The organism is Acinetobacter sp. 70_2 (assembly GCF_056736115.1).
This window is the reverse complement of the sequence record NZ_JBWZIP010000015.1, coordinates 1,326,263-1,338,815: the sequence shown is the minus strand read 5'-3', so window position 1 is coordinate 1,338,815 and position 12,553 is coordinate 1,326,263. Positions and strand designations below refer to the sequence as shown.

The 12,553-nt window shown below is 37.2% G+C and carries 12 protein-coding genes; 10 read left to right on the top strand and 2 right to left on the bottom strand.

Features of this window, described 5'->3' with window-relative positions; all coding sequences use genetic code 11:
* The first annotated feature begins 7 nt into the window (after positions 1-7).
* Positions 8-1,738, top strand: a complete 1,731-nt coding sequence (locus AC1PJ9_RS15390) for an ABC transporter ATP-binding protein (RefSeq protein WP_311087758.1) — start codon at positions 8-10, stop codon at positions 1,736-1,738.
* A 107-nt stretch (positions 1,739-1,845) separates the two neighbouring features.
* Positions 1,846-2,505 carry an SOS response-associated peptidase family protein gene (locus tag AC1PJ9_RS15385; protein ID WP_311088065.1) on the top strand — a complete coding sequence of 220 codons (660 nt, stop codon included), beginning with the start codon at positions 1,846-1,848 and terminating at the stop codon, positions 2,503-2,505.
* A 53-nt stretch (positions 2,506-2,558) separates the two neighbouring features.
* Here the strand turns inward: AC1PJ9_RS15385 and AC1PJ9_RS15380 are convergent, their stop codons facing one another.
* Positions 2,559-2,927 carry a hypothetical protein gene (locus AC1PJ9_RS15380; protein ID WP_311087757.1) on the bottom strand — a complete coding sequence of 123 codons (369 nt, stop codon included), beginning with the start codon at positions 2,925-2,927 and terminating at the stop codon, positions 2,559-2,561.
* A 310-nt stretch (positions 2,928-3,237) separates the two neighbouring features.
* Here AC1PJ9_RS15380 and AC1PJ9_RS15375 point away from each other — a divergent pair, with 310 nt between their 5' ends.
* Both AC1PJ9_RS15375 and AC1PJ9_RS15370 read left to right on the top strand, forming a co-directional pair.
* Entirely contained in the window at positions 3,238-4,095 is an 858-nt protein-coding gene (locus tag AC1PJ9_RS15375) for a 3'(2'),5'-bisphosphate nucleotidase CysQ family protein (protein WP_311087756.1), read from the top strand.
* A gap of 57 nt (positions 4,096-4,152) precedes the next feature.
* The gene (locus AC1PJ9_RS15370; RefSeq protein WP_311087755.1) at positions 4,153-4,887 is read left to right on the top strand and encodes a histidine phosphatase family protein; all 735 of its coding nucleotides are present in this window, start codon (positions 4,153-4,155) and stop codon (positions 4,885-4,887) included.
* 57 nt (positions 4,888-4,944) lie between these two features.
* On the opposite strand, the gene rpsT is transcribed toward AC1PJ9_RS15370, so the two are convergent.
* Positions 4,945-5,211, bottom strand: coding sequence for a 30S ribosomal protein S20 (rpsT, locus tag AC1PJ9_RS15365; protein WP_002117906.1), 267 nt, complete (start codon positions 5,209-5,211; stop codon positions 4,945-4,947).
* Between the two features lie 212 nt (positions 5,212-5,423).
* Here rpsT and AC1PJ9_RS15360 point away from each other — a divergent pair, with 212 nt between their 5' ends.
* The 6 genes from AC1PJ9_RS15360 (at position 5,424) to mfd (ending at position 12,525) form a co-directional block, all read left to right on the top strand.
* Positions 5,424-6,089 (top strand): NAD(P)H-binding protein, encoded by a 666-nt coding sequence (locus AC1PJ9_RS15360; RefSeq protein WP_263613613.1) that lies wholly within the window; start codon positions 5,424-5,426, stop codon positions 6,087-6,089.
* Between the two features lie 12 nt (positions 6,090-6,101).
* Complete coding sequence (rraA, locus tag AC1PJ9_RS15355; RefSeq protein ID WP_263613614.1) at positions 6,102-6,608, top strand: ribonuclease E activity regulator RraA; 507 nt, start codon at positions 6,102-6,104, stop codon at positions 6,606-6,608.
* Positions 6,609-6,632: 24 nt separating this feature from the next.
* On the top strand, positions 6,633-7,412 hold the full coding sequence (locus tag AC1PJ9_RS15350) for a glutathione S-transferase N-terminal domain-containing protein (protein ID WP_263613615.1): 780 nt from the start codon (positions 6,633-6,635) through the stop codon (positions 7,410-7,412).
* 143 nt (positions 7,413-7,555) lie between these two features.
* Positions 7,556-8,488 carry a Dyp-type peroxidase gene (locus AC1PJ9_RS15345; RefSeq protein WP_311088064.1) on the top strand — a complete coding sequence of 311 codons (933 nt, stop codon included), beginning with the start codon at positions 7,556-7,558 and terminating at the stop codon, positions 8,486-8,488.
* An 84-nt stretch (positions 8,489-8,572) separates the two neighbouring features.
* Positions 8,573-8,929: a hypothetical protein gene (locus AC1PJ9_RS15340; RefSeq protein WP_311087754.1), complete on the top strand. Its 357-nt coding sequence runs from the start codon at positions 8,573-8,575 to the stop codon at positions 8,927-8,929.
* A 134-nt stretch (positions 8,930-9,063) separates the two neighbouring features.
* Positions 9,064-12,525: a transcription-repair coupling factor gene (gene mfd / locus AC1PJ9_RS15335; RefSeq protein WP_311087753.1), complete on the top strand. Its 3,462-nt coding sequence runs from the start codon at positions 9,064-9,066 to the stop codon at positions 12,523-12,525.
* The last annotated feature ends 28 nt before the right edge of the window (positions 12,526-12,553 follow it).

Below are 12,553 nucleotides of genomic sequence, written 5' to 3'. Positions count from 1 at the left end.
AAACCTAATGTCAGAACAACAAAAAAGTATCCCTTTACTCCACATTGAAAACTTACGTGTAAGCTTTAAAGGTGAAGACAAGCAGTATATCGAAACTGTTAAAGGAATCTCCTTTGATATTCCAGCAAATACCACTGTCGCTTTAGTTGGCGAGTCGGGTAGTGGCAAGTCAGTTACTTCTTTGGCAACTATGGGTTTACTACCTATAGGCCAAAGTAAAATTGATGAAAAAAGTAAGATTGTTTTTGAGGGTCAAGACTTACTCAGCTTATCCCGTAAGGATATGCGAAAAATCTGTGGTAAAGATATTGCCATGATTTTTCAGGAACCGATGTCATCATTAAATCCGGTTTTTACAGTTGGCAATCAAATTGCAGAAGTATTGTGCATACACATGGGTATGAGCCGTAAACAGGCCCGTCAACGTGTTTTAGAGTTACTCAAAGAGGTCGGGATACCATCACCTGAAACGAAAATTGATGCTTATCCTAATCAGCTTTCCGGTGGTCAGCAGCAACGTGTCATGATTGCAATGGCGATTGCTTGTGAGCCTAAACTACTGATAGCTGATGAACCGACTACAGCGCTTGATGTCACCATTCAAAAACAAATTATTGATCTGCTTGAGTCATTGCGTCAGCGCCGTCAAATGTCGATGCTTTTTATTACGCATGATTTGGCTTTGGTGGGTGAAATTGCGGATCAAGTCATTGTAATGCGTCATGGTGAAATTAGAGAGCAAGGTCTTGCAGAACAAGTTCTAGAGCAGCCTAAAGATATATATACCCGAGCCTTACTTTACTGTCGCCCTCAAATGTCACAGCGACCTTATCGTTTGCCTGTGACCAGCGACTTTATGCGTCAAGAAGACAATGTATTGGTAGAGCAAAGCTTTGATGTTTCAGAAATTCCACAGCGTAAACGCGGTTTAAATGGCAATGAGCAAATCATCTTAGAAGTAAAGGATTTGAAAAAAAGCTTTTATAGTCGTAAAGGATTATTTGGCAAAGAAGAGTTTCAGGCAGTAAAAGGTGTTTCTTTCAAACTGGCTAAAGGGAAAACTCTTGGTTTAGTGGGAGAGTCAGGTTCAGGCAAAACCACTGTGGGCTTGTTGCTTATGCGTTTACACGAAGCAACAGGTGGGGAAGCCTTAATTGAAGGTAAAGATATTCTTTCATTAACTGAAAAAGAGTTTGCCAAATATCAAAGAAAGATTCAGATTATCTTTCAAAACCCATATGCTTCGTTAAATCCACGCTTTACCATCGGGCAGATTTTATTAGAACCTATGCAAATTCATGGCATTGGTAAAGATGATGCGGAGCGTAAGCAAATTGCACTTGGGTTACTTGAGCGTGTGAATTTACCTGAACAAGCTTATTATCGATACCCACATGAGTTTTCTGGCGGTCAACGCCAACGTATTGCGATTGCACGTTGTTTAACGTTAAAACCTGAAATTTTGATATGTGATGAATCCGTTTCTGCACTCGATGTTTCAGTTCAGGCACAAGTACTTAACTTATTACAGGACTTACAAGATGAGTTCGGACTCAGTTATATCTTTATTTCACATGATTTATCGGTTGTGAAATATATCTCGGATCAAGTCATGGTCATGAATCATGGTGAGGTTGTTGAAATCGCTAACTCAGACGAGCTCTATGCACACCCTCAACATGACTACACTAAACGACTATTGCAGGCGATTCCACAAGGTATTCAACACGTTTCATAAGCGTAAAGTTACGTCGTTCAAGGCACTTTCGAGTGCCTTTTTATTTGGTTTATAGAATAAATACTTATAAAATAAGAGAAGTAAAATTACAGTATTTTATTCTTGCTATGTGTGCCAACTTTAAACCTTTAACTCTTGCCCAATTACAGCAACTTCAATTGCCTGTGGTCGGCTTTAGCTATGCCGATGAGGTTTATCCTGCTGGAACAATGCCGTTATTATTTAAATCACCGCAAGGTCTTGAATGGCGTGAAGTCATGTTTGGATTAGTTCCCAAATGGGCGGAAGATACAAACATAGCAAAACATACTTATAACGCCCGTCATGAAACGATTTTCCAAAAACCGAGTTTTCAAGAAGCTGCTCTTAAATGTAAGTTCGGTGTAATCCCCGTGACTGAGTTTTATGAAAGTAAATATATAAATGATAAACCTGAGCGATGGGCGGTACGCCGTAAAGATGGGCAGGCATTTTTCATTGCAGCAATTTATGAAATTTGCAAAATGAATGAAACGATTGTCCGATCTGCAAGTATGTTAACTATGGACGCGATTGATCATCCGATGATGAAAGACTTCCACGAACCGGGCGATGTCAAAAGATCAGTCATTGTGATTCCACATGACCGTTTAGATGAATGGTTAAGTTTAGAAACACCAGATATTTCAAGCTTTGTTGAAGGTTTCCCTGTTAAGGAATTTGAATGTTTACATGTTCCCAAAGAGAAAATTATAAAACCTACGCCTCAATTAAGTATGTTTGAATAGCAACAATAGGGCTAGGTTATCGGCTTAATTGTTAAGCCAATAACCCTTTATATTTAGTCAATATTCTTACTTAAAGTTTGTACCTGATTATCTTGTGCTAGGTAAGCCAATTCAATTGGTGAAATCACAAAAGTTGAGTTATCTGAGGTTTGTTTAAAAACAAAGCCATATTCAAATGATTGAGTATTTTTACTCGGTAACCAAAATAAATAAGGGCAACCCGTATAGCTACCGTCCCAACCCATTTCTTTAGCCAAAGCCAAAGCCGTATCTGATTTAGCAATAATTTCTTTAAGCGATTCTTTGTCTCTTTGGGAGACATCGCCGTCATCATCTGCAAATGTTTGTAAAAACTCATTTAATGGGGTTAAGTCTTCCCAGTTATTTTCAATTGTTGAGAAGTGATATCCATATAGCATCATTATTTAGTCTTCCATTTTGTTATTGTATTAATGAACATAGCAAGAAAAGTGTGAAAAGAAAATGGTTGGTTTCACATTAAGTTATTTATTTTTCATAAGTTATAGCATGTTTTTTATACAAAATTTAACGTTACTTTCTCTTGAATAATAAGCATCTTGCCCAGTTAAAATATAAAGACTGAGCTTTTGAAGAAATAACGGTGTTCTTAATTAAAGATAAAGCATTTTTATAAGGATACTAGACTGTTGGTGAATACTGAATTTGTCATAATTCACTTATAATGAAAAGGAAAGTAAATAGAGCTTATTTATGTTTATAACAACAACTCGTCCCAATGATGCCTTAATTGAACAGCTGCTACCAATTTTGGAAGAGGCTAGTCAGATCTTATTACAAGAATATCAAAACTATTCAGCAGGATATGAGTTTAATATTCAAGAAAAACATGATGATTCACCTGTAACTCAAGCAGATTTAAAGGTAAATCAATTTTTATTAAAGCATCTTGCAGACATCACACCGGAGTTACCGGTTTTATCGGAAGAAAGTGACTATAGCGCTCGCCATGACTGGTTTTCTTGCTGGATGCTTGATCCGCTTGATGGTACCAAAGAGTTTATACATGAACGGGATGAGTTCACGATAAACTTGAGCTTGATTGAGGGACGCGAAACAGTATTTTCTGTGATCGTTGTGCCTTGTGAACAGGTTGTTTATTTAGGTTATTTAAAAGATTTGCCTTTTAAATATAGCTTTAGCCAAAAACAATGGTACCAATACCAAAAAGAGTCTTATTCAACACAAGCACCTGTACAAATTGGTTTAAGTCATAGTAGTAAAAATCCGAAATATCATAAATTTATTGAACCTATTGAAAAAAACCGTACCGTAATTCGACGTGAAGCGGGCAGCGCTTATAAGTTTTGTATGATGTTAGAGGGTGAGATTGATATTTACCCTAGATTTCATCCTACATCTGAATGGGATACCAGTTCAGGTCAGGGATTATTAGAAAGTATTGGTGGAGGTTTACTCACCTTAAAAGGTAAACCCTTTGAATATAATCAGCGTGATACTGTATTAAACGGAGGCTTTATCGCATTTCGTGATCAGGAAAGCAAAAAAATAGCATTTGAAGCTTTAGCTCAATCGGGTGTTTTGGATTGAGAGTTATTGTAGACATGCTATAGTGGCAAAATATTGAGAAAAGATGACACGATCAAAATGGCACTCGATTTATTGCCTAAAAGCATGTTTGAAGCAATTGATTTATTGCCTGATGCTGCAACCCCTGTAACCCTTTTTACACGTCACTCTTTAAGAGAGCTGGTTGATGGGCAAGGCTTGGCGGGATACGACCTTCAACTTACTCCTCAAGGCCGTGAGCTTGCACAAGCATGGGGTAGCTACTTAATTAAGAATACAGATCGTGTGATTCAACACTGTATTTCTAGTCCAATTCAACGTTGTGTAGATACTGCTGCGCTTATGATTGAGGGTGCAGACGGTGTAAGTCCTGAGCCTAATACGCATACGATTGAAATTGTTGAGCAAGGCTTATTGGTAGAACCGGGAAGTTTTGTACTCGATATTCAACAGGCTGCTCCTTATTTTCGTAAACAAGGAGCACTCGGGTTTATTAATAGTTTTGTGAATAATGCTTTGCCAGGCATGAAACATCCAATTACTGGTGTTTTAGATGTGTTAGAACTGATTTATCGAACTCATCCTAAAACAAAAAATGGGCTAAGTTTAGCTGTAAGTCATGACACGATTATTGCAGCCATAGTTGCCGTAATTTCAGGTAATAATCAAATACAAAAAGCAGATTGGCCAGAAATGATGGAAGGTCTATTTGTATGGTTTGAAGGGGATGAATTTCCAAATTGTAAATTGAAATGGATTTGGAGAGGCGAAGCTTACGAGTTAGATGTATCTAAATTTCATAAAGTAGAGTAATTATAAAATTATAGGCAATAAAAAAAGCCCTGTTGGGCTTTTTTTACATACTTCAAATTAGTTAGCTAACGCTTTAACTTGAGCATTTAAACGGCTCTTATGACGAGCAGCTTTATTTTTGTGGATGATGCCTTTATCAGCCATGCGGTCGATTACAGGAACAGCTTTTTTATAAGCTTCTGTAGCAACTGCATAATCACCACCAGCGATTGCACTTAAAGTACGCTTGATGTAAGTACGAACCATAGAACGCAAGCTTGCGTTGTGTTTACGCGCTGTTACGTTTTGGCGCGCACGTTTTTTAGCTTGAGCAGAGTTTGCCACTCTTGCACTCCTTGAAAATAAGTTGGTCTGGGCGGGCTGTGGTCAATCCAGTAAACTGGTGTAACCATCACCAGCCCGTAAACAAGTGCCATATTGTGATGAATCAATACCGTGAAGTCAAGCCTTGCGAGCATTTTAAGCCGTTTTAGGGGCTGCTAAAACCGTAAGAAAAGGTTAAATTTGATACAAACTTAAAGAGGGTTGAATAAAAAATGACTATAAGCACGAAAAAAGCAATTGTAGTAGGTGCTACAGGACTCGTTGGATTAGCTCTAGTTGAAGAGCTTGAACAAACACCAGAATTTGAAGCAATTACGATTGTTGTTAGAAAAGAATCACAACTACTTAATACATATAAAAAAGTTACTCAGTTGGTGATTGAGGATTTTTTATTGCTCAATGATGAAGATGTAAATGATCATACTCACGCATTTAGCTGCTTAGGTACAACTTTAAAAATAGCAGGTTCAAAACAAGGTTTCTATGCAGTGGACTACGAGATAAATGCCCACTTTGCAGACTTAGTTCAAGATAAACATATTCATTTTTTAATTGTGAGTGCACTTGGAGCAAATGCAAATTCACCAATTTTCTACAATAAGGTCAAAGGGCAATTAGAAGACTATATTGAGAGTTTAGGCATCGAAAAATTATCTATTTTCAGACCATCTTTATTGATTGGTAAGCGTAGCGATGTGCGTTTTATGGAAGATTTGGGGCAAAGTCTTTTTAAATTTATTGAAAATAAATGGAATAAACCATTCAAATATAAACCTGTTACAGCTGAGCAATTGGCTCATACGATGGTCGTAGCGGCGCTAACGCAAATTGAAGCATTTAAACGATATGATAATCTCAGCATACAACAAACTCGATAAGGGAGAATAAAAGTGTCTACAGTACCATTTGTGACATGTGATTTATTGGATGATAACCCAGAAAAAGATTTACAAGTGGTCATACCATCAATGGATGGTAAGTTCTTTAGAAGTTATGGTGCGCGTCAAACCTTTGGTGGACAGGTTGTAACTGTAAAGTGCTTTGAAGATAACTCACGTGTAAAAGAGTTATTAGCAACAGATGGTACAGGGAAGGTGTTGGTTGTGGATGGTGGTGCTTCAATGCGCTGCGCACTGATGGGAGATATGATTGCTGAATCGGCTGTTAAAAATAACTGGAATGGTGTGGTTATTTATGGCTGTGTACGCGATGTTGATGCACTTGTAACTCTAGATTTAGGTGTACATGCATTGGCTGCAATTCCGCAAAAAAGTAATCGTAAGGGCATTGGTGAAGTTGATATTCCTTTGTATTTTGGTGGAGTCACAATTCAATCTGGTGATTTTATTTATGCAGATAACAATGGAATTGTGATTGCTAAGGAAAAATTAGTTTAGCTCCACAATATAAAGGAACGTGTAATGGTGAATCATCAAATTAAGGTGCTGCAAGCAGTAGCATCTGCAATTGCTCAAGGTGGTAGAGGGGTTACAGGTACAGCATTTCCTAATCAGCCTGTTAAAGCTCTAAAACTTTATGAATTTGAAGGTTCGCCATTTTGTCGACGTGTTCGTGAAGTGATTACACTATTAAATTTAGATGTTGAAATTTATCCATGTCCCAAAGGTGGAACGAAATACCGTTCTATTGTTAAAGAAACGGGTGGCAAGTTACAGTTTCCTTTTTTAATTGATGAAAATACAGGTGATAAATTATACGAATCGCAAGATATTATTCATCACTTATTTAAACACTATGGTAAGACAGGACAAACGCCTCAGAAATTTTCAAATTATCCAAAAATGCCATATCTGGCATTTGCTGGAACGTTGTTGAATGGTGCTAGTGGAGTCTGGATTAATAAAAAAATAGTAAATAGAGCTGCGCCTGAGCAAAAACTTGAACTATGGAGCTTTGAAGCAAGCCCATATTCGAGAGTAGTAAGAAATGTACTATGCGAACTTGAAATTCCTTATATTTTGCACAATGTGGCAAAAGAACGATGGCAAGATATGGGACCTGCTATTCTTCGCTTAAAACCGGGTAAATATATACCCTTAAAAGATGGAAAAAGAGAAAAGTTGTTGCCGATTATGCAAGGTAAAATGCAAGTACCTTATCTAGTCGACCCAAATACGGGAGTGAAAATGTTTGAATCTGCTCAAATTGTAAAATACTTAAAAAAGCAATATGGCAGCTAAGATAAGTTAGAAAAGTTAAAAGAGATTGAGTAAATTCAGTCTCTTTTTAAGTTATGAGAACAATAAGAAATCGTACGATAAAAACATGAATATGCTAAATTACTACCGTAAATTACCAAAATAAGGCCTGTTTTATGGAATGTATGAGAATTCAGCCTGTAACGAGTCATCCTGGAGAAAATGCATTATTTATTGTATTGGGATTAGCTCAAGGTGATTCTGTTGTAGAAAAAGTAAAAGATTTTGCTGCTAATTTTTCAGCGTTAACTCGAAGTTTGTCTAATCGTTATCCAGAAAGTAAATTTAATGCCACATTCGGTTTTAGTTCAAATGCATGGGATGTTTTATTTCCAGAGCAAGCAAAGCCTCAAGAATTAGAAACATTCCAAGAAATCAAAGGCCCAAAGTACACCGCCGTTTCAACACCTGGTGATTTATTCTTTCATATTCGTGCTGATCGACAAGCTCTCTGCTATGAATTGGGGAGCATAATCAATGAACAGTTGGGTAAAGTGACTTACCCAATTGATGAAGTACACGGTTTTCGTTATTTTGATGGTCGAGCGATTATTGGTTTTGTTGATGGAACAGAAAACCCTGAACCTGTAATCGCTGCACAATGGGCGTTAGTAGGTAGTGAAGATCCCGAATTTATTGGGGGAAGTTATGCATTTATTCAAAAATATACCCATGACATGGAAAAATGGCGTGCTTTAAGCGATGAAGAACAAGAAAAAGTAATAGGTCGCAAAAAGTTTAATGATATTGAACTCGGTGATGATGAAAAGCCTTTAACAGCCCATAATGTGGTAAGTAAAGCGCATGATGCTGAAGGCAATGAGCTAAAAATTATGCGTGCCAATATGCCTTTCTCGAACCCATCAAAAAATGAATATGGTACTTTTTTTATTGGTTATTCCCGTAAATTTAGTACAACACGTCAAATGCTTGAAAATATGTTCCTAGGAAATGAGCAGGGTAATCTTGACCGTTTACTTGACTTTAGTACTGCCCAAACAGGTACTTTATTTTTCGTACCGACTGTAGATTTTCTCGATGATTTGGGTGAAGAATAGTTGCGAAAAAATAATTAGATATAAGTGGTGGAGGCGAGTAGGTTACCTCCATTATTTATATTGAAACTAATACGATGTGATGAAATGTTCAAAAAGTTAAGCCAGCTTTTTCAGGGCTCGAAAGAGTCACCAGAGCAATTATATTTACAAGAGAATCAACTTAGTTTTGATTCTGAACGTGGACCCGTAATTAAAAATGTGGTGATTAATGAAAAATGGTCAGAGCATATTGAGTATTTTTCAAATCGAAAATTACAGAACTTTGATGATTTACGTAAGTTATTTCAAATTACGCCACAAATTAATGAAAAAATTGACTTAGAGATTGCAAATCAGCGCTATGTCGAAAGGTTAGGTAATACTCAAGAAAAGTTACTTGAACTTAAAGCAATCATACAAATATTGAACCAATATTATGTGATGTTTTTACGTGATAAATAAGTTCAAATATTTGTTTAAGAACTATAAAAAAGTATTGTAAAGTAGTAGCTTGATTTCAGAAAAATAACTCAATTCAATAAAAACATCATGCTACTATTAACCTCATATCTTTTTAGCTCATAAAAGCCATATACATGTTTCAACAAGAAATCTCTCAATTGAATTTGCAACAGCTCAAGGCCGGTGAAAAGCGTTGGGTGGGGTCATTATTAGGTTCATCAGCCGCTTTATTGCTTAAAGAAATTGCGACTCAGCATTCTTCTTTATTAGTTTTAGTCGCTCGAAATAACCAACATGTTGCACAATTAGAAAGTGAACTTGAGTTTTATGGAATAAAACCGACAATTTTCCCCGATTGGGAAATCTTGCCTTATGATCGGTTATCTCCGCATCAGGATATTGTCTCAGAGCGTCTTGCAATTTTATCGAATATGCCGCAACAAGGCGTATTACTCATTTCAGCAAGTACTTTGGCTCAACGAGTTGCACCTTATTCATGGGTTCTAGGTAAGCACTTTGATATAAGAGTGGGACAAAAATTTGATTTAGAACAGCAAAAGTTAAGACTGGTTCAGGCTGGCTACCACTTGGTAGATACAGTATATGATCATGGAGAATTTGCGGTACGCGGTAGTATTATGGATATTTTTGCATCTGGGCAAGAAGCTCCTATCCGCATAGACCTATTTGATGACGAAATTGATTCTTTAAAATTCTTTGACCCGGAAACCCAAAGAACAACCACAACACTAAAAAGTTTTACTGTTCTACCAGCTAAAGAGTTTCCATTAAAAGAAGCACGGTCAGTTTTTAGAGATCGTTATTCTGAGTTTTTCCCGACAGCAAACCCTAAGAAAAATCCAATTTATCAAGATGTCTTAGATGGCATAGCATCTCCTGGGATTGAGTTTTATTTACCATTATTTTTTGATAAAGAGCAAATGCAATCGCAAAGTATGTTTACAACGTACTTACCAAAAAATTGCATTGTAATTACAAATAATGATGTTGATACCGATTTAACTAACTTTTGGAAAGAAGTTATGCGTCGTTATGAAGATCGACGTCATAATATTGATCAACCTATTCTTACACCTGAAGAGTTATTTATTTCTCCAAATAATTTGCTGAGTGCTTTAAATCAGTTTCCACGAATGCTTGTGAGTGCAGAAACGATTGAAGAAAAAGCTGGTGCACTTAATCTTAAAACTGAGCAACCACCTAAATTACCGGTCGATCCAAAAAAAGAAAAACCATTTGCAGCTGTAAAAAAATATATTGATGAAGCAAACCATCCTGTTCTATTGGTTGCGGAAAGTGCAGGACGCCGAGAAAGTTTAAAAGATGCATTGCGTTCAAGTTTGGGTGAAATTCCGAATGTAGAGAATTTTGAGCAATTCAAAACCAGTCAATTTGCAATTGCGATTACCAATGCACCTTTAGACCGTGGTTTACTTATAACTGATCAATTAACAGTTATTTCAGAAAATCAGCTTTACGAACACCGAGTTGTACAGCGTCGTCGTAAGCGTCAACAAGAAGTTTCGGAAGAGTTTCTAATTCGAAGCTTAACTGAGCTTAGTATAGGTGCTCCTGTTGTACATATTGATCATGGTGTGGGGCGTTATGCTGGCTTAATTACACTTGCTATCGAAGGTCAAGACTATGAGTTCCTCCAACTCGATTATGCTGAAGATGCTAAAGTTTATGTCCCAGTAACCAACTTGCATCTGATTAGCCGTTATAGTGGTGGCGACCCAGATTTAGCACCACTACATAAAATTGGTACAGATGCTTGGAGTAAGGCAAAACGTAAGGCTTTAGAACAAATTCATGATGTTGCAGCCGAACTTTTACATATACAGGCACGTCGTCAATCAAAACCTGGCTTTGCTTTTGAATTAGATCAATCGCTTTATATGCAATTTGCAAGCGGCTTTGCGTACGAAGAAACCCTTGATCAGGCCAATGCAATTGAAGCCACACTGTACGATATGCAACAAGCAAAACCAATGGATAGATTGGTGTGTGGTGATGTAGGTTTTGGTAAAACCGAAGTTGCCATGCGTGCAGCGTTTGTTGCAGTACAAAATGGTAAACAAGTTGCAGTTTTAGTTCCTACCACATTACTTGCTCAACAGCACTATGAGTCTTTTAAAGACCGTTTTGCTGATTGGCCCGTTCGTATTGAAGTGTTATCACGTTTCGGTTCAAACAAAACTCATGTGAAAAATATTGAAGACTTGGCTGATGGTAAAGTCGACATTGTGGTAGGTACACATAAGCTATTGCAAGAAAATGTTCAGTTTAAAGATTTAGGCCTAATGGTTGTAGACGAAGAACATCGCTTTGGTGTACGTGATAAAGAGCGAATTAAAGCTTTACGTGCCGATGTTGATATGTTGACTCTTACAGCAACACCAATTCCTCGTACGCTTAATATGGCTTTCTCTGGTATGCGTGATTTGTCAATTATTGCAACTCCGCCTGCACGTCGTTTAGCAGTGAAAACCTTCGTACAAGAGCATACAGATGCTTCGATTAAAGAAGCAGTTTTGCGTGAGTTATTACGTGGTGGACAAGTTTACTTCTTGCATAATGAAGTAGATACCATTGAAAGAGCTGCTGAAAATATCCGTGTTCTTGTACCAGAAGCACGTGTAGCTGTAGCACATGGACAAATGCGTGAACGTGAGCTTGAGCAAGTCATGCAGCAGTTCTATCACAAAGAATATAATGTACTGGTATGTTCAACCATTATTGAAACGGGTATTGATGTTCCAAATGCCAATACAATCATAATTGAACGTGCAGATAAGCTTGGTTTAGCACAATTACACCAACTACGTGGCCGCGTAGGTCGTTCACATCATCAGGCTTATGCTTATCTATTAGTACCTTCAATCAAACATTTGAAAGGTGATGCTGAAAAACGCCTTGATGCAATTCAACGCGCTTCTACATTGGGTGCAGGTTTCATGCTTGCTACTGAAGATTTAGAAATTCGTGGTGCTGGTGAGTTATTGGGTGAGCAACAAAGTGGTTCAATGCAAGCGATAGGATATAGCTTGTATATGGAAATGCTTGAGAAAGCGACCAAAGCAATTCAACAGGGTAAAACGCCGAATTTTGATGCGCCATTGTCGTTAACTGCTGAAATTAATTTACATATTCCTGCACTTATCCCTGATGATTACTTAGGCGATGTTCATCAAAGATTATTATTCTATAAGCGTATTAGTAGTACCGATACTCAGGAAAAATTAGATAATATCCAAATGGAGCTGATAGACCGTTTTGGTGTACCTCCACAGTCAGTTAAACACTTGTTTAGTGTGCATCAGATCCGCTTAAAAGCAGAACATTTAGGTATTACAAAAATTGATATTAATACTCAGGGTGGACATGTTGAATTTTCACCTGATACCCCAGTTCAAGCCATTAGTATTATTCAATTGATGCAAAAGAATCCGACCTATTATCGTATGGAAGGTGGTCAACGTTTAAAGGTAATGGTTCAGCTCGAAGAGTATGAAAAACGGATTCAATTTATCAATGATCTACTACAAAAATTGATGAGTGAACTACATGTCTGAGATATGTTTTTTTATAAACGATAACTGA

Excerpts from the sequence above, each read along its gene's own strand:
- AC1PJ9_RS15390 (WP_311087758.1), top strand. The coding sequence starts at position 8 with ATGTCAGAACAACAAAAAAGTATCCCTTTACTCCACATTGAAAACTTA.
- AC1PJ9_RS15385 (WP_311088065.1), top strand. The coding sequence starts at position 1,846 with ATGTGTGCCAACTTTAAACCTTTAACTCTTGCCCAATTACAGCAACTT.
- AC1PJ9_RS15380 (WP_311087757.1), bottom strand. The coding sequence starts at position 2,927 with ATGATGCTATATGGATATCACTTCTCAACAATTGAAAATAACTGGGAA.
- AC1PJ9_RS15375 (WP_311087756.1), top strand. The coding sequence starts at position 3,238 with ATGTTTATAACAACAACTCGTCCCAATGATGCCTTAATTGAACAGCTG.
- AC1PJ9_RS15370 (WP_311087755.1), top strand. The coding sequence starts at position 4,153 with ATGGCACTCGATTTATTGCCTAAAAGCATGTTTGAAGCAATTGATTTA.
- AC1PJ9_RS15360 (WP_263613613.1), top strand. The coding sequence starts at position 5,424 with ATGACTATAAGCACGAAAAAAGCAATTGTAGTAGGTGCTACAGGACTC.
- AC1PJ9_RS15350 (WP_263613615.1), top strand. The coding sequence starts at position 6,633 with ATGGTGAATCATCAAATTAAGGTGCTGCAAGCAGTAGCATCTGCAATT.
- AC1PJ9_RS15345 (WP_311088064.1), top strand. The coding sequence starts at position 7,556 with ATGAGAATTCAGCCTGTAACGAGTCATCCTGGAGAAAATGCATTATTT.
- AC1PJ9_RS15340 (WP_311087754.1), top strand. The coding sequence starts at position 8,573 with ATGTTCAAAAAGTTAAGCCAGCTTTTTCAGGGCTCGAAAGAGTCACCA.
- mfd (WP_311087753.1), top strand. The coding sequence starts at position 9,064 with ATGTTTCAACAAGAAATCTCTCAATTGAATTTGCAACAGCTCAAGGCC.